22 protein-coding genes are annotated in these 25,328 nt (G+C 47.0%); 9 read left to right on the forward strand and 13 right to left on the reverse strand.

Annotated elements, in window-relative coordinates; translation table 11 throughout:
* Positions 1–30 precede the first annotated feature (30 nt).
* Entirely contained in the window at positions 31–783 is a 753-nt protein-coding gene (locus MED92_RS04210) for an ABC transporter ATP-binding protein (protein ID WP_007020255.1), read from the reverse strand.
* Entirely contained in the window at positions 780–1,589 is an 810-nt protein-coding gene (locus MED92_RS04215) for an ABC transporter ATP-binding protein (protein ID WP_007020256.1), read from the reverse strand. Before MED92_RS04215 ends, MED92_RS04210 begins: the two co-directional genes overlap by 4 nt.
* A 302-nt stretch (positions 1,590–1,891) precedes the next feature.
* Here MED92_RS04215 and MED92_RS04220 point away from each other — a divergent pair, with 302 nt between their 5' ends.
* A complete protein-coding gene (locus MED92_RS04220) occupies positions 1,892–4,777 on the forward strand; it encodes a cache domain-containing protein (protein ID WP_007020257.1) in 2,886 nt (961 codons plus the stop codon).
* Positions 4,774–5,484, forward strand: coding sequence for a response regulator transcription factor (locus tag MED92_RS04225; RefSeq protein WP_007020258.1), 711 nt, complete (start codon positions 4,774–4,776; stop codon positions 5,482–5,484). Before MED92_RS04220 ends, MED92_RS04225 begins: the two co-directional genes overlap by 4 nt.
* A 181-nt stretch (positions 5,485–5,665) precedes the next feature.
* Here the strand turns inward: MED92_RS04225 and MED92_RS04230 are convergent, their stop codons facing one another.
* From MED92_RS04230 to MED92_RS04250, 4 genes are all read right to left on the reverse strand, one after another.
* Positions 5,666–6,037, reverse strand: coding sequence for a hypothetical protein (locus MED92_RS04230; protein WP_007020259.1), 372 nt, complete (start codon positions 6,035–6,037; stop codon positions 5,666–5,668).
* 526 nt (positions 6,038–6,563) lie between these two features.
* Entirely contained in the window at positions 6,564–6,848 is a 285-nt protein-coding gene (locus tag MED92_RS04240; RefSeq protein WP_007020261.1) for a hypothetical protein, read from the reverse strand.
* Positions 6,849–6,910: 62 nt separating this feature from the next.
* On the reverse strand, positions 6,911–7,588 hold the full coding sequence (locus tag MED92_RS04245; protein ID WP_007020262.1) for a hypothetical protein: 678 nt from the start codon (positions 7,586–7,588) through the stop codon (positions 6,911–6,913).
* Positions 7,589–7,655: 67 nt separating this feature from the next.
* Positions 7,656–8,156, reverse strand: a complete 501-nt coding sequence (locus tag MED92_RS04250) for a hypothetical protein (RefSeq protein WP_007020263.1) — start codon at positions 8,154–8,156, stop codon at positions 7,656–7,658.
* A gap of 348 nt (positions 8,157–8,504) precedes the next feature.
* Between MED92_RS04250 and MED92_RS04255 the strand changes: the two genes are divergently transcribed.
* Together MED92_RS04255 and MED92_RS04260 are read left to right on the forward strand one after the other, a co-directional pair.
* On the forward strand, positions 8,505–9,056 hold the full coding sequence (locus MED92_RS04255; RefSeq protein ID WP_007020264.1) for a cytochrome c3 family protein: 552 nt from the start codon (positions 8,505–8,507) through the stop codon (positions 9,054–9,056).
* A 10-nt stretch (positions 9,057–9,066) separates the two neighbouring features.
* Positions 9,067–10,398 carry a multiheme c-type cytochrome gene (locus MED92_RS04260; protein ID WP_007020265.1) on the forward strand — a complete coding sequence of 444 codons (1,332 nt, stop codon included), beginning with the start codon at positions 9,067–9,069 and terminating at the stop codon, positions 10,396–10,398.
* Positions 10,399–10,472: 74 nt separating this feature from the next.
* On the opposite strand, the gene MED92_RS04265 is transcribed toward MED92_RS04260, so the two are convergent.
* From MED92_RS04265 to MED92_RS04285, 6 genes are all read right to left on the reverse strand, one after another.
* Positions 10,473–10,820: a hypothetical protein gene (locus tag MED92_RS04265; RefSeq protein ID WP_007020266.1), complete on the reverse strand. Its 348-nt coding sequence runs from the start codon at positions 10,818–10,820 to the stop codon at positions 10,473–10,475.
* A 174-nt stretch (positions 10,821–10,994) separates the two neighbouring features.
* Entirely contained in the window at positions 10,995–12,287 is a 1,293-nt protein-coding gene (locus tag MED92_RS04270; protein WP_007020267.1) for an NCS2 family permease, read from the reverse strand.
* 171 nt (positions 12,288–12,458) lie between these two features.
* Positions 12,459–13,889 carry a magnesium transporter gene (mgtE, locus tag MED92_RS04275; protein ID WP_007020268.1) on the reverse strand — a complete coding sequence of 477 codons (1,431 nt, stop codon included), beginning with the start codon at positions 13,887–13,889 and terminating at the stop codon, positions 12,459–12,461.
* Positions 13,890–14,030: 141 nt separating this feature from the next.
* Complete coding sequence (locus MED92_RS18945) at positions 14,031–14,198, reverse strand: hypothetical protein (protein ID WP_007020269.1); 168 nt, start codon at positions 14,196–14,198, stop codon at positions 14,031–14,033.
* Positions 14,199–14,208: 10 nt separating this feature from the next.
* On the reverse strand, positions 14,209–15,057 hold the full coding sequence (locus MED92_RS04280) for a hypothetical protein (RefSeq protein WP_007020270.1): 849 nt from the start codon (positions 15,055–15,057) through the stop codon (positions 14,209–14,211).
* Positions 15,058–15,315: 258 nt separating this feature from the next.
* On the reverse strand, positions 15,316–16,506 hold the full coding sequence (locus tag MED92_RS04285; protein ID WP_007020271.1) for a glycosyltransferase: 1,191 nt from the start codon (positions 16,504–16,506) through the stop codon (positions 15,316–15,318).
* A gap of 127 nt (positions 16,507–16,633) precedes the next feature.
* Here MED92_RS04285 and MED92_RS04290 point away from each other — a divergent pair, with 127 nt between their 5' ends.
* The 4 genes from MED92_RS04290 (at position 16,634) to MED92_RS04305 (ending at position 21,657) form a co-directional block, all read left to right on the forward strand.
* Entirely contained in the window at positions 16,634–17,470 is an 837-nt protein-coding gene (locus tag MED92_RS04290; RefSeq protein WP_007020272.1) for a substrate-binding periplasmic protein, read from the forward strand.
* Between the two features lie 134 nt (positions 17,471–17,604).
* Positions 17,605–19,338, forward strand: coding sequence for a methyl-accepting chemotaxis protein (locus tag MED92_RS04295; RefSeq protein ID WP_007020274.1), 1,734 nt, complete (start codon positions 17,605–17,607; stop codon positions 19,336–19,338).
* A gap of 139 nt (positions 19,339–19,477) precedes the next feature.
* Positions 19,478–20,929 (forward strand): ATP-binding protein, encoded by a 1,452-nt coding sequence (locus MED92_RS04300; protein WP_007020275.1) that lies wholly within the window; start codon positions 19,478–19,480, stop codon positions 20,927–20,929.
* A 38-nt stretch (positions 20,930–20,967) separates the two neighbouring features.
* On the forward strand, positions 20,968–21,657 hold the full coding sequence (locus tag MED92_RS04305) for a response regulator (RefSeq protein ID WP_007020276.1): 690 nt from the start codon (positions 20,968–20,970) through the stop codon (positions 21,655–21,657).
* Between the two features lie 75 nt (positions 21,658–21,732).
* Here the strand turns inward: MED92_RS04305 and MED92_RS04310 are convergent, their stop codons facing one another.
* Entirely contained in the window at positions 21,733–22,236 is a 504-nt protein-coding gene (locus MED92_RS04310; RefSeq protein ID WP_007020277.1) for a hypothetical protein, read from the reverse strand.
* Between the two features lie 290 nt (positions 22,237–22,526).
* Between MED92_RS04310 and MED92_RS04315 the strand changes: the two genes are divergently transcribed.
* Positions 22,527–25,325, forward strand: coding sequence for a sensor domain-containing protein (locus MED92_RS04315; RefSeq protein WP_007020278.1), 2,799 nt, complete (start codon positions 22,527–22,529; stop codon positions 25,323–25,325).
* The last annotated feature ends 3 nt before the right edge of the window (positions 25,326–25,328 follow it).

Consider the following 25,328-nt stretch of genomic DNA (forward strand, 5'->3'; position numbering starts at 1 on the left):
ATAACAGGTTTGTTCTTATCGTGAGTTTGCTTACACACCCAGATAGGTGTTCAACAGCTCGGTTTTGGCTTCCAGTTCATCTGCATGCACTTCTTCAACGATGTGCCCGTGCTCCATCACGTAATGACGATCAGCAATTGGCGCTGCGAAACGGAAGTTTTGTTCAACAAGGAGGATGGTGAGTCCTCGTTCTTTAAGAAGGCTAAGAACCTCGCCCAGTTTTTGCACAATGACGGGGGCGAGGCCCTCAGTTATTTCATCCAGTAGTAGGATGTTGGCACCCGTACGCAGAATGCGGCCTAATGCCAGCATCTGTTGCTCACCACCGGACAGACGTGTGCCCTGGCTGGTACGACGCTCATATAGGTTAGGGAAGATCTCGTAGATCTCTTCAACACTCATGCCATCAGAGCGAACATGAGGGGGAAGCAGAAGGTTTTCTTCAACGTTCAGGCTGGAGAAAATGCCGCGTTCTTCAGGGCAGAAACCAAGACCCAGATGAGCGATCTTATGCGCTGGCATATTGATGGTTTCGTTACCATTCACCACTACGCTGCCGGTACGACGACCGACCATATTCATGATCGCTTTTAGGGTGGTAGAACGTCCCGAACCGTTTCGACCCAGCAGTGTCACCAGCTCGCCTTTATTCACATTGATATCAATACCGTGAAGAATGTGAGACTCACCGTAGAACGCGTGCAGATTATCTATTCGTAGTTTTTCCCAGCTATTAGGGTGGTTTGCTTCCTGAGCAGATGGGATATTGGCTGGCTGGTTCATGCGCTCACCTCTTCAGCTTTTTTCGCGTTTTCTGCTTCAACTTCATCCGCGGCAGTACCCATGTAAGCTTCGCGAACCTGAGGGTCGTTTGATACGGTTTCGTAGTTACCTTCTGTAAGAATGGCGCCGCGCTGTAGAACAGTGATCTGGTCAGCCAGCTTGGAAACGACATGCAGGTTATGCTCAACCATCAGGATGGTGCGCTCTTGAGATACCTTCTTGATCAGGTCGGTCACTACATCAACATCTTCGTGACCCATACCCTGGGTTGGTTCATCCAACAGCATCAGTTCTGGCTCCAGGGCCAGTGTGGTTGCGATCTCCAGTGCACGTTTACGGCCATAAGGCAGGTCGACGGTTACTGTATCGGCGAAACCTTCAAGGCCAACCGATTCCAGCAGTTCAACCGCGCGGTCATTCAAGCGATCGAGTACTTTCTCTGAACGCCAGAAGTGGAAGCTGTTGCCCTCTTTGCGCTGCAGAGCAACGCGGACGTTCTCCATTACGCTCAGGTGCGGGAAGACGGCAGAGATCTGGAAAGAACGAATCACCCCTTTGCGGGCAATGGCAGCGGGCTTCATCGACGTGATGTCATCACCGTTGAACAGGATCTGTCCGGTGGTTGGCTGCAAGAATTTAGTAAGAAGGTTAAATACGGTGGTTTTACCCGCGCCGTTAGGACCAATCAGCGCATGGATGTTACCGCGCTGTACTTTCAGGTTAACGTCATCAACTGCAGTAAAGCCTTTAAAGGCTTTAGTCAGGTTACGGGTTTCAAGAATGAAATCCTGCTTAGACTGGCTCATGTTTACGCTACTCTTTAGTGGCAGAGGAGAGCGTATAGCCTGAGCGGTTACGCTATCCCCCTGTGTTCTTTTTCTTATTGCTAACCACAATAGGGAGTAACTTTTGCGTAACTATTTTTAGAATCTAACGAAATGTAACAATTATTGAAAAGGGGTTCACATTCTACGACATTCGTCGTATGAGTTGCTGTTCTGGCTATTGCACTAGGGTGGGGCATTGGCGCAGACTACCCATAATCGCTGTGTTTGAAAGTCATCGCACAGATTTGGGTCACCTATAACAAAGATAAGAAGCTCATCGAATGTATCGTCGTTCTCCCATAACAATACGCTTGTTCCTGATGCTGCTGGCGCTGATCGGCAGCATCTTTGCGGCTATCTATATCTTTACTGTACCGCTCATCAAAGAGAATGTGTTTCGGCTAGAGCTAAACGGCAACCGACAGGTGCTGAATATTGTTTATGACCTGGCGAACCGGATGTACACCAGTACGGAAAGTTATGTCGACCGTACCCTGAAGTCTCATGAGCAACGCCTCAGCTCGGTTCTGGATATGACCGAGAATCATATTGAAGTAGCCTTACGAGAGGGAAGAAAAGAGGGGCTCAGCGAAGAGCAGATCTGGAATAAGATATTTACCGACCTGCGCAGCTTCCAGTTTGGTAATGGTGATTATGTCTGGATCTCCAATTACGATGCCCGGCTCCTTTCACACCCCTCAGAAAAGTATCACGGACAGGATATGTCACAGGTCAGCGATCCTGATGGCAACCTGATTATTCCGGGTATCCTTCAGCTTGCCCTGAGTGACGGGCAGGGGTTCTATAAATACAAATGGAACCGGCTTAACGAGACCCGCATTATCGATAAGTTCTCCTATGTCAAAGACTACTCGAAATGGGGCTTTGTCATGGGTGCGGGGGTTTACATCGATGATATTGAGCAAGAGGTTGAAGCGCAGAAACAGAAAGCGATCGAAGAGATAAACCGGGCACTGAAGAAGATAAAAATAGCCACCAATGGCTATCTTTATATCTTCGACTCTAACGGCAATATGCTGTTTCATCCGAACCCGAATATTCATGGTCTGAATTTCAAAGACATGCTCAATCCAGTGACTAAACATCCGATTTACCTGGATCTGATGGAAGTTGCTGATACCGGCAATGAGCTCTACTACAAGTGGGATCGCCCGGATGATCCGGGTCACTATGAGTATGAAAAGTTGTCGCTGGTTCGACACCTATCGGGGTTTGACTGGTACATCAGTTCCTCGGTCTATCTGGATGATCTGAAAGCCAGTTCTGTGCAGCTGAGTCAGCGAATTATGGCGATGGGTTTTTTTGCGCTGATGATCGCGATCGTTGCGGTGTTCTTTTTCGCAGAGTGGATCACCTCGCCAATTAAGAGTCTGTCGAGTACGGCCTACAAGATCAGCCGCGGTAATCTGAATGTGAAAACCGGTATTGATCGTGATGATGAGCTGGGAATGCTGGCGGAATCTTTCGATATTATGGTCGAACGGTTGGGCGATAACATCAATACGCTTAACTTAAGGGTTGAGGAACGGACCAAAGAGCTGTCTGACTCCAATGCCCAGCTTCTGGAAGCAGTGGATTCCCTGCAGAATACCCAGGATGAGTTGCGGGCGGTTGAGACCCGGCAACGTTTGATTCTGGATGCGCTACCTGCTCAGGTAGCCTACCTGGACCCTCAATTGCGCTACATCTTTGCTAACCGTCAGTATCGCGAGATGTTCGATCAAACCAAAGAGGGGATTGTCGGCAAACACTTCAGTGAAGTGGTGGGCCCAGAGATGAGTGCGGCCTTGGAACCCTATATTGATCAGGCTAAGCAGGGCGACACGCCGGTTTATGAGTATAAGATTAACCATCATGGCGAAGAGATCCTGACCCGTCGTACCGTTTTGCCTTTCTACAATATGCGCAAAGAGGTAGAAGGGATGCTGACGCTGTCTATTGATATTACCGCCGAGCGTGAAGTTGAAGAGCGGATGGCAGAAGCGAGCAAAATGAAAGCGGTAGGTCAGATGTCTGGCGGGTTGGCCCATGACTTTAACAACCTGCTGACCATTATTCTGGGTAACCTGCTCGAGCTGCAAAATAACCAGGCATTGCCAGAACATCTTCAGAAAAATCTGTCGCCAGCCATCCGTGCAACCCGTCGCGGTGCAGATATGACTAAACGCCTGCTGGCATTCTCCCGCCGCCAACCGTTAGTACCCGGGCAGATAAAACCGGATCAACTGATTGGTGAGCTGATTGATCTGTTGGCAGCGCCACTACCTGAGAATATTCAGCTTAAAACACGGATTAACCCGAACACGCCAGCGGTCTATGTTGATGCGGCCCAGATGGAAGATGCTTTGGTTAATCTGGCACTAAATTCCGTGGATGCGATGCCAAAAGGGGGCGAGCTGAGATTGGTTGTGTCCGGCATTAGTCATATCGATCATCAGGTGCTCTCCAGTCATTGGGATGATGAAGTGAAGCCGGGGTTCTATGTGCTTATCTCGGTCATCGATAGCGGCGAAGGTTTCTCAGAAGATGCCCTATATAAAGCCTGTGAGCCATTCTTCACCACTAAAGCAACCGGTGCCGGTTCGGGGCTTGGCATGAGTATGGTGTATGGCTTTGTTAAACAATCCCAAGGCTACCTGCGTTTCCAAAATAATGAATCGGATGTCGGAGCTCGGGTCGATATTCTCCTGCCTGCTGTTGATGAGCAAGAAGTGGAAGCTGTACCCGAAGTCGAGCAGGGTGCTGAGCCGACTGAGTTTATGCCCGAATCATCTTTGGTGCTGTTAGTTGAAGATAACCATGATGTACGCAAGCTGGTTAGATCGCAGTTAACGGAGATGGGCTTTATGGTGATCGAGGCAACTTCGGGCGATGAGGCGCTGGCGATGATGACTGGTCTGGATAACCTGGCCGGGGTCGTATCGGATGTGATTATGCCTGGTGCCAGCTCCGGTTATGAAGTGATTAACGCGGTTAAGCTATTGTATCCAAAAGCATTTGCCGTCATTATGACCGGCTATAGCGATACCCCGCCAGAAACCGATTTTGAATACCAATTGTTACAGAAACCGTTTACCGCTGATCATCTGAAAAGCGCGATTTCTAAGTTATCCCAGCTCCAGAAAGTGAAGGAGGAGAGTTCATGACTCCGAATATATCCACGCCGTTAATCTATGTCATAGAGGATGAACGCGACCTGGGAGAACTGATCTGTTCCACGCTGGATGGCTTTCGTTACCGCACCGAATACTGCCCAACGGGCACTGCGGCTTTGGAACAACTGGCTAAGCAAGCGCCGGATATCTGTATCGTCGACCTGAATCTTCCCGATATGGATGGGATGCAGCTGGTAAAACAGTTCGAAGAGCAGGAGATCGGCGTTATTATCGTTTCCGGGCGAGATGGTTTAACCGACCGTGTACTGGGCCTGGAATTTGGCGCGGATGATTACATCACTAAGCCTTTCGAGCCCCGTGAGCTGGTGGCGCGGGTACAAAGCCTGACCCGCCGCTTGCGCAAACGCCAAAGCGAAGTAGTGGATCAGCCAAAAACTGCCCGCTTTGGATTGTGGAGCTTTCAACCTGAATCCCTCTGCCTAAGGCATGAAGAAAAAGGCGATGACTCCCTGAGCCGCGCCGAAGGCGACATGCTACTTGCATTACTAAAACACCCATACCAGATCCTCTCACGAGACCAGCTTCTCGGTGAAAACTGCGTTCCCTATGACCGCAGCATCGATGTGCGCATGTCCCGCCTGCGCAAGAAGATCGAAGAAGACCCCCAGCAACCCGAGCTGATCAAAACAGTCTACGGAGCAGGGTATATGTTCACTTCAGAAGTTAGGTGGGAGTAGCGGCGTAGCCGCTTAGGACGCTGCTGTGCAGCTTGAGGACGGCTTCGCCTAGAGGACGCAGCTCCGCTGCTAGAGCACGCCATTTCATGGCTAGAGGAAAAGCAGAGGCTGGGAACTAGTGGTTATTTTGAAAGATCAGATTATCGAAGCCTACGAGAAATCATTATGGAATTTTCTGACGTTAATTGCTCTGTTGGTTTTTAGTCACAGCAGCTGAAACGATTGGGGTAAGTATTTCACTGAGTGCGTCATCTAAAGTTCTCTCGGGTTCAGTGGCACAAATACGATCTAAACTTTTATACATATTGTTTATCTTAAGATCCTTAAGAAAAACATTATGCTTAGTAAAAACTGTTCCAAAACCTGTTATGTATCCTGCGATCCATGATCTATATATCAAAAATTCATCTTGTGAGCTTCTTGACGCTGTATATTGAGAACATGTCTTCGAACCGACACCATATATATACCTTAATTCATTTTCATCACCACCAAAGCTTGTAGTGGAAAACAACAGCCCAACGATAACAAAGCAACACAACCGCTTTACCATAATTCAGATCTCCCTATGATCTATACCAAATGCTGTGTGAGTGAAGTTTGATAGACAATGAATAAACAGATATCACCATTGTTATGTTTACACTTAAGCATTTTGAGATGTTCCTCGTTTAGCTAGGTAACATGGCATCAGCATCAAAAGGACAAATCCAATAAGCCACAAACCTGCCGATACACCTTGAATAGACATAGTGCAAATTGCTGAAGTAATGGCTAGAACAGTAAAAACTCTTATCCTACGTCGCAAGAACAAGTAACTCGCTATTCCCATAACTATAGAGTTCATTGCATAGAAGAGTATGCCTAACCAGCTAGGCTCCCAGCCTTTGTATGCTTGGTAAAGATGTTCCACTTCACTGAAAGGTAAATGCAGAATTGAGATCAACCCTCCTATTAAAAATAGGAAAGCTAGAACATCTGCAATTTTAAAAAGAAACGTAGTCACCTTTTTCATGGTTCACTGAAACATAATGCCTTAAGCAGAGGCGCTGAAAGCGCTTCCATACTGGCTGGCTTTGTTAAGCATTTTTGACGAGCCTATAAACTGAGCAGCTCAATAGTGCACCAAATGCGATTGAACCAAAAAACAAAGGTTTCATTATATTAATGTACTCAATTTCTGTGCCCACAACAGATTGATACTTATAATATTGTAAGACTGAAAAAACTGCCGTAACTAGCACCATAACTGCCAGCTTTAGCGTAGCTTTGTCGGTTCCCTTAAATTTGCGAATAACACCTGCACCACAGCCGAAGCCGACAAACAAACAAAGGACAACTATGAATAATGTTGATTCGTTCACACTCTCTCCTGATGCTAAACGCTCAAAGCAACCGCGCAGTATGCGCCGGGTGCCTTTCCTTGTTAACTGTTTCCATACTGTTTACTGGTGATTAGTTGGTAGGTCATCGATAGAGCTGCAATCTCAAAGACAAGTACTATAGCCACAATAAAACTTTTAACATACATGATTTGAGGAACTTCAAGCATAAGAGAAAGCGCCACAATTATTGCTATAAAAGGTATTGCAATAAGAATAGGCAGCACGATCACAACAAGAAACATTAGCAATTGGTGATTTTTGGTAAGCTCCCATGAAATTTTAAAATCAACCCCTTTGTCGATAGCTATTCCTGGAAAAACAAGACTCAGCCTCCCAAGCATCCAGCAAATAAAAATAAGAGCTAATAATGGCCCAAGAACAGGCACATACCCAAGTAAAATGGAAGGTAAAAGGGCTATTCCTATGCCAATAAGATGAAGTAGAAAGAATGTTTCTCTTTTAGACCAGCCAATAAGCCTCCATGCTGAAACGGAATTAGGACCCAATAAAACAATACGATGAATGATTATTGCAAAAATAACGTTTACGAAAAGGCTTAAAAAATCGACTAGATAACCTGTCGCTGTATCTAAGCCCAAAAATGTAACGGCATCCAATGCTACTAACAAAAGAAATGGAACAGCCAACGCTTTAGCTAATACAACCCTATATTTACCAACATAATAAAACGAGCCTGCGGCGATTTTTTTAAATTCCATTTAGATTGTTCCTTAGTACAGCTAACGCTTAGCTTAGTGGGAGGAGTGAAATGAGGAACCGTTAAAGCTACTTGTTAGGTTGTTCAAACTGCACATTTCCTTGTTTTAAATGCTCAATCAAATTATCCATATTTGTATATTGTTGTATCTCTATGAATTGACCTGCAATGGTGAATATCTCGATAGAAGACTCAGGTTCCAAACGAACAATAGCTTTCTCGATATCTGAAAATAAAATGTCTGCTTTAGAATTGGTATAGAGGTATCTAATTCCATTAGTAATTATTTCGATTTGAGGTTTACTAGAGAGAGGTTTGAGGAAAGGGACTAGCACCCTGTCTAAACCTAACGCGCAAACACACCCCATTAGCAGAGCAATAATTGCATCTGCTGTAAGGGCCATTCCCCTCCTACCTTCTGTTATATCTTGCAAAATCTGGACGTCACGAATTTCAGTGAAGTAGAAGAGAGAAGAAATTACAACTACCGCTATAATGGATCTTAAAATACCTTGGTAGTGTCCAAAGGAGGGTTTTAAGTGAGTTTGATCTTCAACTTGAGATGGCATCAAAATAATCCTTTATCATGGCCATGCAGATGACCTAATTAATCCTGACTATAAATATGCTCCAGGAGAGCTTTGTGATCAAGATTTAATGTCCAATTCTGACGCATAGCTGCCGTCTCTATTCACTGGTCTTTTTCGCTTTTACCAGAATTCAGCAGCTCCTAGCTGCCTTACCGGTTTTTGCCTTTCCTCTAGGCGCAGCCGTCCTCTAGCCACGAAGTGGCGTCCTGCCTTTAATTGACCCAGATTAACATTCCCTTTGTTTTCTAAGGATTTTTGCCTGTGATTAATGGTAGTTAGGCGAATTTGGACTACGCTCAAATGAGGATCTTTGAGGGGGGATCTATTTTGTTCAGGCAAGAACGAAAGAAAAGCCGTTTACTGCGGCTGTTTTGGTTGCTGATCATACTGGGTGTTTTAGCAACCATTGCGACCATTAGTTGGATCGTGGTGGATAAGGCGCTGCATGTAACGTCGGATCATCAGTTCTGTGGTAGCTGCCATAGCATGAAGCCGATGCAGGCTTCGTTTCTGGAAGATACCCATGGGGGCAACTCGGTGATGGGTGTTCAGGCGCTCTGTACAGACTGTCATCTGCCGCAGGATTCCTATATCGATTATCTCTATATGAAGGCCAAGAACGGTGCCTGGGATGTTTATAAAGAACATATTCTGGGTGCTGATGATGTGGATTGGCATGCCAAGCGTTTGCAGGCTGATCGATACACCTATGATTCAGGCTGTCTGAAATGCCATAACAACCTTGAGCAAGCTTCAGAGATCAGCAACAAGCAGTTTGTGGCTCATAAACCCTATTTCCAGAAGACCAGCCAGAAAACATGTATCGCATGCCATAACGTTGGTCATAAGAACCTTGAACGTTTTCTAAATGCTGAGTGAGGAACCGGTAATGAAAAGGATATTGCTGTTAATCGGTCTGATTCTTCTGCCTTTGTCAGGCTTTGCGGACAATCACAGTAAAGACGCTGCAAAGCCGCAGGGGATTGATCTCAGCAGTGTGAAAACGATGACCTTTGATCGTAGCCTGAGTGCTCTAGATAAGCAGTGTATCTCCTGCCATCAAACTAAGCAGCCGGGGATTGTGGCAGACTGGAAAGACAGTCGGCATAGCCATGTGGGCGTAGGCTGTAATGATTGCCACCAGAGCAGTAAAGGCCAGCCTGATGCTCAGCTACATAACAAAGGCGAGCTTTCTGGAGTGTATATCACACCGCTGGTTTCCCCAGATGTTTGTGGCCGCTGCCATGCGGTGGAGCAGGAACAGTTTAACCAGAGTGGTCACTTCCGTTCCTATCGGCAGATTATTCCGAAAGACAGCTTGCACGCTTTGGTAAAAGTACACGAAGGGCGTAATAACAAAGAGTTCGGCAATGCACCTGACGAGACCGGTTGTATGCAGTGTCATGGTACCAAGATCAAACTCTTAGCTGACGGTACGCCAGACCCTTCCACCTGGCCTAATGCGGGGATGGGCAATATCTACCCGGATGGCTCTACTGGAAGCTGTACTGCATGCCATACCCGCCATAAGTTCTCCATTGCTGAGGCAAGAAAACCAGCGGCTTGTGCATCCTGTCACTTAGGACCTGATCATCCGGATATTGAGGTGTTTAATAACAGTAAACATGGTCATGTGTTTAATGCTGAAGGTTATACCTGGAAATGGGATTCTCCTTCAGATGGATGGGAGCCGGGTGATTATCGTGGCCCAACTTGTGCGACTTGCCATATGAGCGGCATTGGTGAACTGAATACAACCCACAACATCACCGAGCGACTGTTCTGGAATCTGTGGGCAAAAGAATCCAAGGTGCGTAATTCAACCGATGTGATGAGCCCGCTGCTGGGTAATGGGCCGGAAGGGCGGAAGAAGATGGAGCAGGTATGTAGCTCATGCCATGGTGAATCGCATACCCGTGGTTTCTTTGCTCAGGGTGATAAAGCGGTGCAGCTGTATAACGTTGAATACTATGCCCCTGCGAAGAAGATGCTGGATGAGCTGAAAGAGAAAGGGCTGCTGAAAGATAACCCTTGGATCGATGAGTTCCAGATTACTTTCTACCATCTATGGCACCACGAAGGACGCAGGGCCCGCCATGGGGCAATGATGGGTGCAGCAGATTATGCCCATTGGCATGGCTTCTTCGAGTTACAACAGGATCTCTACAAGCTTCAGGAGATTTATAAGAAGCGAATTAAGCATGGGAAAATAGAGGAATAGGATTAATAGCAGTCAAAACCTGTGAAAATCTGGAGAGTTCGGCCGAAGGCATTTATCTTCGGCCGGACTTAAATTCAATTTAGCAGCTCATCTTTCATGCTTTTTAGTTTTTCCGGGCAGAGGTCCAGATCGATCACCGGAACTTTGTCAGTAATTCTTCGCCCTTCAGGGTTTTCTCTTCTGGAAAAAACCAGCTCTTCGTCGGGTGTTCTAGCTTTTGATTTAACTTTTCGCCGATCTAAGTTTGACTGACGACGCTCTTGGCCTTGATAGTTTTCTGTTTGATGCTCAATGATCCATTCACTAGCATGTAATATGGTAGGTAGCTCAGGGCTGACTCTGCCTTGATCAGGGCAGGCCCAGTAATAAACATATCTATAGTTATCTAAATCTTTTATCAGTTTCAATTTATTAACAGGCATAGGACAGACTACTTTCCTTGTAGTGATGAGTTAAGCTCGCAACTCGAGCTTTTAGCAAATCATACTGGGTTGATCAGTCAGTCAAAATAGGAATAATTCTTAATTTATTCGTGGAATTTGCCTGTAGAAATAACAAAGCCTCCAGAAGGAGGCTTTGATCAAGCATCGTTAGGCTTAGCCGTAGAAGGCCATCTTAACGATAAACAGGAGTGGCAGGATCAGCATTGCAGAGTTCAGCGCACTGATACGCCCAGTCAGAATCTTCAGTGCAGAGTAGGAGATAAAGCCAAGCGCAATACCTGTGGTAATTGAGAAGGTCAGCGGCATAGTCACGGCTGCGATCACAACCGGTGCGGCTTCAGTAATATCATCCCAGTCGATTTTAACCAGGCTATGCGTCATCAATACCGCAACAAAGAACAGCGCAGGTGCTGTCGCGTAAGCCGGGATAGTGCCCGCCAATGGAGACAAGAACAGGGATAACAGGAACAGGATACCGACAACCACAGCGGTCAGACCCGTACGGCCACCGACAGCGATACCCGCACCCGATTCAATGTAGCTGGTAGTCGTCGATGTACCCATGACTGCGCCCGCCATAGTAGCACCAGAGTCAGCCATCAGGGCGCGGCCCAGACGGGGTAGTTTGTTATCTTTATCCAGAAGATCACCTTTCTGCGCTACGGCGATCAGGGTGCCGGACGTGTCGAACAGGTCAACAAACAGGAAGGAGAAAACAATCGCAATCAGGCCAACTTCGAATGCTGCTGCAATATCCAGCTCAGCAAATGTTGGAGCCAGGCTTGGTGGCGCAGAAACAATACCGTTCATCTCAACCTGACCTGCCAGAACACTGATCGCTGTGATCAGTAGAATACCGATCATGACAGAGCCGGTTACTTGCTTATGGAACAGAGCCGCAATCACAACAAAGCCCAGGCAGGCCATTATCGCGCCCCAGCTAGTCATATCACCGATTGTTACCAGTGTAGCCGGATTATCGACGACGATACCCGCATTTTTAAGGGCGATGAACGCAAGGAACAGACCGATACCTGCACCAATACCGCCACGAAGCGATAGAGGGATACTGTGAATGATCCATTCGCGAATACGGAATACGGAAAGCAGGAAGAAGCAGACACCGGAAAGGAAAACTGCACCTAAGGCGACTTGCCAGCTGTATCCCATCTGACCGACTACAGTAAAACTGAAGAAGGCGTTCAGTCCCATGCCCGGAGCCATAGCGACAGGGTAGTTAGCCCATAACCCCATGATCAGACAGCCGATCGCAGCAGCCAGACAGGTCGCAACGAAAACCGCGCCCTGATCCATGCCGGCAGCGGCTAGCATGCTCGGGTTAACAAAGATGATATAAGCCATGGTCAGGAAGGTTGTGATCCCTGCAATGACTTCCGTTTTAACGGTCGTATTGTGTTCTTTGAGTTTGAAGAGTTTTTCCAGCATGGTAGGCCTTCTGCTCTCTAGTGAAAGAAAGCACCGCATTTTAGCCGGAAATCAATCAAAAGTCGTAGAAAAAACGTTCATTTTTTATGGAAAAGGATGAACAAAATCAAGCAACGATAAATAAACCGTCACATATCTGAGGCCACCTTCCACTCTGCTGCACTCGATAAGTCAAAGGATCGCCACGGCTAAACTCAGAAAAATCAGGAAACCTAGTGTATCGGTTGCGCCCGTAATAATAACGCTGCTGCCTAACGCCGGATCTTGCCCCAGAGATTTTAAAGCAATGGGGATGCCGACACCGATAATCGCTGCAAACAGCATGGTGCAGAACATCGCCAGCAGCATAACAAAGGCCAGGCTAAGATCCTGATAGAGTAAAAGCGTAATTATACCGGTGACTGTTCCCCATAATGCACCGTTAACCAGCGCAACGGAAAACTCTTTCTTGACCAGCTGGAGTCGATTAGAACGGTCCAACTGTTTTGTGGCTAACCCTCTGATGACCAGGGCTACCACCTGGTTGCCCGCGTTACCGCCGATATTGGCGGTAATGGGCAACAGCGCAGCTAAAGTAACGACTTGGCTGATAATCGCGTCGAACTGGTCGATAATGCGCGAAGCGATAAACACGATCAGTAGATTCAATGCGATCCAGGGCCAGCGGTTTTTCGCGGACTTAGATATTGGATCAAACAGGTTTTCTTCCCTGTTCAGGCCCGCCTGAAGTAATACTTTCCGTTGCGCTATCTCATCGATCAGGTCGAGAAGCGCTGAAACCCTGAGTACGCCGACCAATTTCCCATGCGCATTAATGACAGGAGCGACAATCAGTTCGTAACGTTCGAAACTAGAGGCGGCTTCTTCAGCTGAATCCCGGGTATGGAAGCTCAACGGGTTTGTATCTATGACCTCTGAAATGGGTATGTCTCCGCTCTTCGTTAACAGATCTTCGAGCGCGAGGGTGCCTTTAAGCAGTCCGTTGTCGTCAACGACCATGATCTTACCGGCATTTTGCGGGAGTTCACCCTGACGTCGAAAAAAACGCAGTACCACATCCAGCGATATATCATCCCGCACTACCGGCAGATCAAACTCCATCCAGGCTCCGACACTGTCTTCTGGGAAGCCCATGGCAGAGCGAACTTGTTGACGCTCTTCTTCAGAAAGAGAGGAGAGCAGATCCGGGATAACATCTTGTGGAAGTTCCTGGACCAGATCGACGATCTCATCACTTTCCAGGTGTTGAGCGGCGGCAGTCAGGTCTTCTGTCTCTGAGGCAGACACGACTTCATGACGGACTGAATCAGATAGTTCCAGCAGGGTAGCCCCTGCATGTTCATCGCCAATCAGATGCCAGACTATCCCGCGTTGCTCTGGTGGGATTGATTCCAGCAATAGCGCAATATCAGCGGGGTGTAACCGATTGATCAATAACTCAAGTTCAGCGAGGTGCTGACGATGGGTCAGTGATTCGACTAAGGCGTGTTTGGGCTGTTGGTTTTGCTTATGCAGCCAAGCCTCCACTACATCGTTGCGATTGATCATCGCCTGAATATGCTGAATGGCTTGCGAGGGTTCGCTGAAGCGCGGGTCTGACAAAGCTCAGTTTCCACCAAAATACTTGAGTATCGGTGAAAAATATGACGGATATGTTGCGACCGGGCAGGGACTATTGTGTATTAGGAAGTACTAAGTAAAGCCCGGGAGCTGATCCCGGGCTAGAGAAGTCAGCCTATTCTATTACGCATCCGGTACATCAACTGGACCGTCGACATCCCCAATTTCCATGCCCGGAACGGACCTGAAGAGTGTTTGACGATCAATACTTCCAGCAGCAGGACCACCATAGGTTTTGGTTATATCGATCATACCAGCGACTTTATCAGCTGTTTGCCGAAGATGCACCATCACCGACCGCTCACAGACGCACTGCGGCATTTAACTGCTCAGAGTTCGCCGAGAAATTAATGCCATTGACAGACCCGTTTGTAACGTTAAACCCGTTGCCAGTTCCTTTCGCATCGTAGAAAGTGCCATTCCAGGTATTTGGGCCAAAGTTTATCGTTAAGCTGAAGAGCCCGCCGTCTTTGATAACGCCATTATAAGTAGCTGTTGGGTTAGCGAAGGCGAAAGCGTTTAGCTGGTCCAGGGAGGTTGTGATTCCACCATAGATCTGGCCGTTTGAGGAATAACTTTCTGAATTGTAGCTGTACCAGCCGGTGTAAGGATACGGGGAAGGGTAAGGTGATGAATAATACATTACATATCCGGTTGCCCCGCTCTCCTTATTGTAGGTGTACATATTCCCGTAATCACCATCGTGGGCTCCTTCCATGCCATCGATACCAAAACTTTCTGTATCGTTTCCATTGACTTGGAAGCCTCCAGTCAGCCCCCCTTGGTATGGGCCATTGGAGAAATGGCTGGGATTTGCATCAATATTTACAAAGCCTACATCGTCATCGGCGCTGCTACCATAGTCGCCTGAAATCTCAGCAAAGCCACAGTATGTCCCAGCGCTGCATGCACCATCATTCACTGGATTATTGAATCCAAGTTCATTCTGCTCATTACGTCTGTATTCATCTCCGGGAGAGGAGCCAAAAGAGAGAGAGTTAGTATTGAATTCTCCACCCGCTGCTGTGGAGTAGTTTCGACCCCATGGGCCGTATTCAAAGACTGAATCTTCTTTATCTGTATTCGCAATCGCCAAAGGCGAAGTTAAAGCGGTCGCTACGGAGATTGCTACTAATCTCTTATCGAACATAGTATTTCCCTGTCTGTGTTGGCGACCCAGCTCCTAGAGAACCTAGGCGGGTAATGGTGATTTAACTAGTAAGACTATAGCTATTTATATTTTTTTGAAGTGTACCAAGGTACAGTAGTACAAAAATCAACCTACCGTTCTTGGTTTTTTATAAATTATTCAATAAGTTGCCGCATAAAAAATTGCTAAAAATTTTTCTCGATTCTTTTTACTGGGAGAAGAGAGGGGGCTCGATTAAGCGCTTGTGTGCTAGTGGCATCAAAGCAGGTTGCAGATCTTTTCGATAAGCTGTTGCTCTGTTTTTATAATGGGCTGGTCTTTTAGTTGTATAGAAAAGCCTATCGCTTTATCTGTAAAACTGCTGTTATTCAGTAGCCGGTTAATATCGTAACAGACGGCTTTAGGTCCTTTGTCTGATCTACCTCGTAATCCAACACCTAGCTTTTCGACAATGACTGTATTCATGTTCTGCTCCATGTGCGTAGGCAGCAGAATAAGTGGGGTTCCTTGTTGTAAGGATTCAGAGATCGTTCCTTTACCTGCGTGACAGATCATCAGATCAGCAGCTTTCAGCATATGGGCCATATCGAAAGGCTGAACGCTAAAGGTGATTCCTTTCTTCGAGTAGCGCTGCATAATTTCCGGCTTTAGATTTGCGCAGTAACAGATAACATTGGCATCGGTTTCAACCAATGCGTCTAATGCGACAGGGCAGTTAGGGCTGTGCGCCCGGAGGTAAGCAAGAACATTTTTTTTATGGTTGTCCGGCCAGGTTAATATTTCTTGGTTCTGTTCCGTGTTTTCGAACTGAAAGTAATGGTTGGTTTCCTGACTACGCGGATGTATGTCCAGATCCGGAAGGCTGGAGATCAGTGCCAAATCATGTTGATAAAGATCAGACAGATATTTCACCGGCGGATAATTGAGTGACCGACATACTTCATTGATATGATGGACCACCTTTTCTTCGCTGAGTTGAGCTGCCCTGTCAGCCCCACTAACGCCGGGCAGCATATTTAGGGCGGCTGTTCCTGGCTCAGGCTCTGAGAAACCGCTGCCAATCACGACTTTCTTAAAGCTCAGCCCTCTGGCAGCTAGCATGGCTGTGGGGGCGTAATCAAAAAGCATCAGGTCCGGTTGGGTGAGTGTAAAAAGTCCCTGCCAACTGCGCACCATCCCTTTCAGGAGTTTAGGGCTTTGAAAACCACGGGTTAGCATAATACAAGGCAGTGAAGCGGTTTTCGGCTGGTTGGATTGCATGCTTCTAAAAGCAGGCGAAGGAACGATATTGACACCCGAAGGCCAGTTGAAGTTTTCTACGTTCGTTGGATCGTTCAACGCCAGGGTGACTCTGTGACCTTTTTCGTTAAGCTCTGATGCAATGACAGACAGATAGCTTAAATGGCCTAATCCAGCCCCTAGCTCCCATGCGATTAAAATATTAGCCATCTGTACTGCCCATCTGAAACGTCGAATCTTAACTTAGCTTGTTTAAATGTCAGTTTCTAGCCTTTGCAGCAACATCGGTTTGCCCGTCTATACTTCCTTTACATCTATCTTGAGAGGCCAATGCTTGATGCGAGATCTCTTCAGAATCAGCGTATTGATCGTCTGTTTGGTATTCGTAGTACCGGCTTCAGCGAATGATAAAACGATTATCATGGGCTATAAGGCAATCGCCAAACAGCCGCTTATTGGTGATGCTGAGAATAATGCCGGCCTTTATAAAGACCTTTTCAGTCAAGCCGCTGCAAAGATCGGCTACCAACTGAAAATTGTCAGGATTCCTAAAAAACGTCTGCACTTCGAACTTGCCCAGGGTAATGTCGATTTCTACCCGGGCTCCTCGTTCTCTCAGAAACGCGCTGATTATCTTTATTACCTGCCGAACGGCTTGCAAACCAAAGAGGTATTGGTGTCGTTGTTAGAACAACCGGAAATAACTGATATGAACGCGGCGAAAGGAACCCTGATTGTTGAACTGGGGAGTAGCAAATTAGAGTGGGACCAACTTTATCCATCCATCAACATTGTGCAGTTAGGGAAGCTTTCTTTAGACACGGTGATTAAAGGCCTTAAAGCGCGACGTGGCGACTTTTATATTGCTGATATCGAAATTGTTGATCATTACAAAAAACAGCACCAGCTTAATAGCTACGCCGACATAGGGATCAGGATTCATTATCAGGCAATTAATAAGCAATTCATTCCAATGAATATGGGATTTTCGCGTCGTTCCAGACTCTTTTCAGAGCAGCCTAATCATGCTTTCGACCCTGAGAAGAGGGTAAGTATAGATAACTTCACTACGGTTGTTGAAAAGCGAAGTGTTGCATATCAGTTTCATCAAGCCCTAGAGGAGATGCGTAAACAGGGGGAAACGCAAAAGCTCTACGAAAAATACTTTAAGTAGTTTCTGAGTGCAGTGTCAGTTTGATTCTTTCATGAACTTTATAGCCAAAATAGCCTTTATCTTCCTTTTCTTTCGCTGAAAACAGTATCGATCTAACGTCATGGATAACTATAAAAATAATTGAGGTAATCCCCATGACTCGTTGGTTGCGTCACCTGAAAGTAACCACCCGCATTATGGCGTTGGCTGTTGTGCTGGTTGGGGTAAAGGTGGCTGTTTTATCGTTTTTGCTGATGGAACTGGATCAGATCGGTCAGCGTAGTTTGCTACAGCAGGAGAAAGTAGCGGAACAAAATGACTGGATTAACCGTGAAGCGGAATTGATCGCGGTGCAATCGCAGACGCAGGAACTACTGCAGCAAGCACAGCGCCTGCAAAAGACCTATTCCGATATGCTGTTCTGGTATTTCGATGGCAGTATTACCCAATACTATGAATCATTAAACAAGGCTGGAAGCTCTGCGGACCAGCTTGAGCAGCGCTTAGCTTCGATGGCGATGGATGCTGACGCAGGACCGATGGTGAAACCGATGTTGCAGAATCTATCCGACTATCGGGGCATCATGGATGGTGCCATTAAATACTATCAGCAGGGGCGGGCTAATATGGCTGCAGCTGAAATTAGCGATGCCCATCTGATTGTCCAGAATATGAATGACCAGCTTTTAGGATTGACCGCTCTGTTTCAAGAGCGCCTTAGAACCGCCAACCTTGAAGTTGAGAATGCGCTGGATAAAACCCTTGATGCCAGCATGGTGGTGAAGGAAAGCAGTGAACAATCCAGTCTTCGTATAGAGGAGATCACCTGGTCTACACTCATACTGCTGGTGGTCTCAGTGCCTCTTTCAGTGTTTATCGCCTTTCTGATTATCTCTTCCATCACCGGCCCATTAAAGCGATTGCGACAGCAACTGCTTATCATTGAAAACGAAAGTGACCTGACTCAGCCGCTTAACCTTGATGGCCGGGATGAGATTCGTGAGATGTCGGAGGCAACTCAAAATTTACTGGCGAAGTTGCGGACGACTTTAACCGATGTGGGGGTGATGGCGTCGCAGCTCAAATCTACAGCGGATAACAGCTATCAGGTTAGCCTGGAAACTCACCAACAAAGCACAGAGCAGCAGATGCAGAGTGAAGGCATTGCTTCGGCTGCCGCACAACTAGGTGCCAGTGCCGAAGATATCTCCCGTACCACCCGTGAAGGGCTAGCGTTTGTTGAGAATGTGCAGATGGCGGCAGAGAAAGGCCAGGTTGATGTACAGGCTACCGCGAAATCGATTGATAAGTTAGCTGACCAGTTTGTTCGGGTAGAAACCACTGTTCGGGATTTGGTAGGGCAGAGTGATTCGATTGGCAGGGTACTGGATGTAATTCGGGATATCGCTGAACAGACTAATCTATTGGCACTGAATGCAGCCATTGAAGCGGCAAGGGCTGGAGAGCAGGGCCGTGGCTTTGCTGTGGTTGCAGATGAGGTGCGAACCCTTGCGCAACGTACCAGCCAGTCTACCGATGAGATTCAGCATATGGTTGAGTCGCTACAAAAACAATCACGTCAGGCAATTACTTCTTTGGATGAAAACCGCAGTCAGGTGGATAAAGGGGTGCGTTTATCACAGCAGGCTGAAGCCTCACTCTCGCGCATTCAACAGGAGATGCAGACCCTGATCGATATGAATCAGTCGATAGCGATCATTACCGATGAGCAGCAACAAGCGGTTTTAAGCGTCGATGAAAGCGTGCAGATGGTTCGTGAGCTGGCTAGCCATGTGGAAAATCGGGCGTCAGATTCAAAAGTGGTCAATGAAGAGCTGAACACCATGGCAGAAGTGTTGCAGACCAAGCTTCTGGCATTCAGGCACTAAGGCTTATAAGCGACTCGATAAAACAGTAGTTTTAATAAGGAGAAAAAGTGAAGCATTAAGGCTTAGGGTTAATTCTCGACGTTAATTGGGGTAGTGTTGCAGGCTAAACAGGTCTTTACCCGCGGATAGACAAGCCTTAATGCTTTTTAAGAAAAGTATCACCAGTAAACTCATCTTCTTGCTGATCAGCTTTAGTGTACTGTTGGCGGGTGTGATGGCGCTGGCCACGCGTTTTAGTTTTCAGGAAAGCTTCCTTGAATATGTGACCGATGCCGAGCTCGCTGAACTGGATGGAATGGTCGAGAAGCTTTCTACTAAGTATCAAGAGGTTGGTTCCTGGGAGTTTGTCGCTCGAAAACACAAGGTTTGGATGAGCTATCTGCCGGAAAAAACCAGATCGGAACAAGGGCAGGTCCTTCCGCCGCCTCATAGAGAACATCGAACCGATCTGCCTCCCCATCAGCGTCCTCGACCGGATCTGCGCCCGCCGCCACCGCCTACTGACAAGTCGGGCTTATCAACCCGCTTGCGCTTAATTAATCTGGAAGGGCGCAGAGTCATTGGTCCTCCGGATGAAACTGGTAACCAAACTCTCAGGGAGATAATCGTCAACGGCGAGGTTGTGGGCTATTTAAGCCTGACGCCGGTTCCTTTACCTATTGAAGGGATTGATGAGCGCTTTCGTGATGATCAGATGGATACGATCTATTACATAGCCACCGTAGCTATTCTTTTAGCGGTTGTTGCAGGGATACCGCTGGGCCGCCGTTTCGTAAAACCGGTTAAGTCGATCGCCGCTGGTGCCCATCAATTAGCACAAGGTAAGTTTGAAACCCGGATTGAACCGCAAGGGCAGGATGAGCTGGGGCAACTGGCCCATGACTTTAATGGACTGGCTTCAGCACTTGAACGAAATGAAGCTTTAAGAAGGCAGGGCATGGCGGATATCTCCCATGAGTTACGTACGCCTCTGGCCTTAATTCGCAGTGAAATTGAAGCGATGCAAGACGGTATACGCCCTCTGAACCTCCAACAGCTTGGCAAGCTACATGGTTCTGCCCAGCAGCTTAATAGTCTGGTGGACGACCTTTATGATCTGGCGCTAACCGATGCCGGAGCGCTGAACTACCGCAAGCAGGATATTGATCTGGCCGAGATTCTCGGAGCCGCTGCTGAATCGGTAGTAAATAGTTTCAGTAAGTCTGGCCTGTCCCTGAAAGTGCAGCTACCCACTGAGCTGGAAATCTTTGGCGACCCAAAACGGTTGCGCCAAGTGGTTGATAACCTACTAAAAAACAGTCGACGCTATACCAATAGAAATGGCAGTATTATCCTTTCGGCCTGGCAAAAGGGTAGCCAGGTTCATTTTACTATTGAAGATAGTGCGCCGGGAGTTGAGCCTGAGATTCTGCCGCGTCTGTTTGACCGGTTTTATCGTGAAGAAGCTTCCCGTAACCGGGCAACCGGTGGGGCAGGTTTAGGTTTATCAATCTGCAGAAACATAGTTGAGGCCCATCAGGGAACCATCGAGGCGGAGGCCTCTGAACTGGGTGGCCTGAAGGTTTCCGTGACACTCCCTATCGAAGGTTAAGCGCACTGTCCCCGTTTAGAGATAGGGACTAAGCGCGCATGACATCTGATCAACATATTCTGATCGTTGAAGACGAAGTTGGTTTAGCTGAGATTCTCCGTGATTACCTGGAAGCCTCTGGCTATTTGGTCACGATGATCCACAACGGGTTGGAAGTGACCGGTTGGGTAAAGCAACATAATCCCGCTGTTATCCTTCTGGATCTAATGCTGCCTGGCAAGGATGGTATGGAGATCTGCAAAGAGATCCGGACCTTCTCTAATACCCCCATCATAATGACCACTGCCCGGGTTGAGGAGATTGATCGTCTGCTAGGCCTTGAGCTGGGTGCAGATGATTACGTCTGTAAACCCTATAGCCCAAGAGAGGTTGTTGCCAGAGTTAAAGCGACCCTTCGCCGGATCGCTGCATTTTCTGGGAATACGCCTAAGACAGCTGATCCAATCTCCCTTGATGAAGAGAGGTTCCTGGCTTTTATCGGCGGCGAACAACTGGAACTGACGCCCGTTGAATTTAGGATGATGCAAACGTTTCTGGATAATCAGGGGCGGGTTTTCTCCCGTTCTCAATTGATGGATAAAGCCTATACCGATCAGCGCGTTGTCAGTGACCGCACTGTGGATACCCATATCAAAAACCTGCGCAAGAAAATTCAGCCCCATCTCCCAGAAGGCGAGGTGATCCACTCGGTTTACGGGGTAGGGTATAAGTTTGAGTTTTCTGCTTAAAAGCAACTTAAGCAAAAAAACGGATGAGCGATCAAATGACCGTTCTTAACCGTTCTTAACCGCACTAATCTGCTTCTATCTGCCCTGATCCGTTGTTACCCGTTCAATGCTGGATAACTGAAAGTGGCGTTTAACAATACTAATAGCCTGATTGGTTGAATTGATCACATCTTCAGTAAACTGCCTGTCGGAGTTGCTGGACGCTGAGCAACGGCTGTTCACATTAAATTGACAGGGATGAGCGAGGTAGAGAACGTTGTCACTCTGATCAAGTGACGCGAGCTTGAGTGTGCTCTGTTCAGTAGGAGATGGAAAGCCAGAAGATTGATCCCTTTTGGCCCAGGCAAGCCCATCACCTTCTATGTATACCCGTAGCGGTTTGCTGCGATCTTTGATGCGAAAGTAGCTTTGAATTTGAAAAGGTTGGGTCTGGATAATCAGGGGTTCCAGCGAAGCGTCCTTTGCTATCGACTGGGCGCTTTCAACTCGTTCTTTCAGGCTAACCGTGGACAGGGATTGGCACCCAAAAAGAACAAGAAGGCAAAGAGCCAGACAGGGAGTTAAAAATCTCTTAAGCACAAAAGCACCCCTAAAAATCCAGATGGGCCAATTTTAATGGAAAGCTCAGGGTGATAGATATAGGGAAATGTGGAGAAAATGTGGCGTTACATAACTTTACAAATTGACGTTAGGAAAAACTAAACACTTATTCTTTGCATGGTTTTTGGATGGGTAATGTGATACAAAAAGTATAGGTGAATACCCTACCAATGCATTATGTACCCTAAAGGCTGATCTGATGAGAATGGGGTATAGATAATATAATAATAAAACGCCTGTTTTAATTTCAGGTAAAGAAGTCGACGGTTATGACAATCACTGATTCTGCTATCTGGGCTTATGATGTTCAGCGTTCCGCCATAATTTGGGGTAATCAGGCTGCGGCTGGGTGCTGGGGAGTCAATAAACCCGATCAACTGGCTGAAGTTGATGGTAGAGAGGTCCATTTACTTGACGATTACCTAAGTGCTGATCAGCCCTTCGAACTTGATTTTGGATCGAATAAATCGCGTCGCTTTCAGACAGATAAGTTATCTGAGAGCATCTACCTGTTCAGCGAGGTCCATAGCTGTCCAGAGCTGAAACTCTCGCTCGATAGAACTGCTTCTTCCTCTGACAATAACAGTATGCTGTCGACCTTTGACCAGTCAGGCCAACTGATCTCCCGTTCCCATTATGCAACTTTACGCCTTCCTGTAGCAGATACCCTGTTTATTGATCGCTTCGTCGATAAAGAGCAGGGTATAGGATTGTGGAGAGCGATGGCTGAAAAAGATTACGCGGAAGGCCATTTTCTAACCCATACAACAGATGGTCCGCGCTGGCATATTATCCAGCTTAATAAATCGGTGGCTGTCAATGAAAGCTGGTTAGTACAGCTGCGTGAGCTGGATATTGACCAGTTTATACAGAACGAACATTCCCTTAGGAATACGTTAAAAGAACAGGAAGTTATCTTTGAGCACGCGGGTACGGGTATCTGCTTTATTAAAGATTCGCAGGATCATGAGCGAAAAATAATTCGTTGTAATCGCAAGTTTGCGGATATCTATGATTACCGGGTAGAAGAGTTAATTGGTCAGAGTAGTTCAATTCTATACCCAGACTTTGAAGCTTTTTCTGAACTGGGCGATAGCGCTTATCCAAGCTTGATGGAAGGTACCCTTTACACCCAGAAAATGAAGATGAAGCGCAAGGATGGAACGCTTTTCTGGACCCAGATTAGAGGGAACATTATATCCTCTAATGAACCCGGTTTAGGTTATATCTGGATAGTTGAAGATATTGATCAACAGGTTAAAGCAGATGAGGCGCTTAAGGTGATCCTCAATGAGCAAAACCTGATCCTGGACTATGCGATGGTGGGGATTGTCTTCCTCAAAAATCGTTCAGTAACCCGATGTAACCAACGCTTTGAAGAGATGTTTGGCTATAACGCGGGTGAGCTTGCAGGGAGTTCATCACGTCAGTGGTACTTAACCGAACAGGATTGGAAAGCCGCTGGAAAGGCCTGTTATAAGCCCTTATCGCAAGGCAAAGTTTTCCAGGATGAGATGCTTCTCAGCCGTAAAGATGGTTCGCCCATATGGTGTGAAGTAACCAGTAAAGCCATTGATCCTGATGACCTGGCAAAAGGCTCTATCTGGATCACCATGGACATTACTGAACGAAAGGCCGCCGATGTGGCATTGGCCAGAGCCCATGAAGACCTTGAGCTACGAGTTAAAGAGCGCACCAAAGAACTGGCTAAAGCCAACATGGACCTGCTGGTTGAGATTAATGAGCGAAAAATGGCAGAAGAGCGCGTTAAGCATATGGCTCTGCATGATGCGTTAACCGGCTTGCCTAATCGACTGCTGCTGGAAGAACGATTGGAAAATGCGCTGTCCGATGCAAAGAGCCATCAATGGCAATTGGCTGTTCTGTTTATCGATCTGGATCGATTTAAATTGGTCAATGACACGCTGGGACACCATGAAGGAGACCAACTTCTGGTTGAAGTCGCCAATCGTTTACATCAGGTGATCGGTGCTAATGATACGGTTGCTCGTCTGGGTGGGGATGAGTTTGTAATCGTTTTAAATGAAATCGCAGGGTCAACCGAGATCAATGGTGTCATTGAGGATATTCAACAGAACTTTAAACCCGCGGTGAAACTAGCCTTACAGGATATGTTTGTAACGCCGAGCATTGGGGTTGCTATCTACCCTGAAGATGGTGAAACCCCGGTCCAGTTGATGAAAAATGCCGATGCCGCTATGTACCATGCGAAAGCCTCAGGAAGAAACTGTGCGCAGTATTTCAACCGCAGCCTTGATGACTCGCTTAAAGAGCGAATCTCTCTTGAAAATGCCCTTAACCAAGCGTTAAAACTGGGCCAGTTTGAACTCTATTACCAACCTCAACTCGATGTGAAAAGTAACCGAATTATTGGTGCTGAGGCGTTGATTCGCTGGAACCATCCAGAGAAAGGTATGATTTCCCCGGATGCGTTTATACCACTTGCCGAAGAGAGTGGATTGATTGTCGACATTGGCAGCTGGGTGCTTCATCAAGCCAGCTCTCAACTGGCTCAATGGCGAAAGCAAGGGTTTGACCAACTATCGGTATCGGTCAATTTGTCTGCGCTTCAGGTTCAAAAGGAGAGCTTTGCAAGAGAAGTAGCCGATGTTATTCGCGAGTATGGTGTTCCTGAGGCCTGCCTGGATCTGGAACTGACCGAGAGTATGATTATGCGCAATGCGGAAGAAACCATCGCCGCCTTGGATAAGATCCACAATCTGGGGATCCAGATCAGTGTGGATGATTTTGGCACCGGCTATTCAAGCCTGAGTTATCTTAAGCGGTTCCCTTTAGATAAGCTGAAGATTGACCGTTCTTTTGTACAGGACATCACTGTTGATACCGATGATGCGATGATCTGTAAAACCATTATATCTATGGCCCACAACCTTAACCTACAAGTAATAGCGGAAGGGGTTGAAACCAATGCCCAGCTTGAACTACTGCGCGACTATGGTTGTGAGCAGTATCAAGGCTACCTGTTCGCTAAACCCTTACCAGTTGAACAGATGACCGAGCATTTATTAGCATCACCTTGCCAGTAAATT

Source organism: Neptuniibacter caesariensis, assembly GCF_000153345.1.
Taxonomy (GTDB): Bacteria; Pseudomonadota; Gammaproteobacteria; order Pseudomonadales; family Balneatricaceae; genus Neptuniibacter; species Neptuniibacter caesariensis.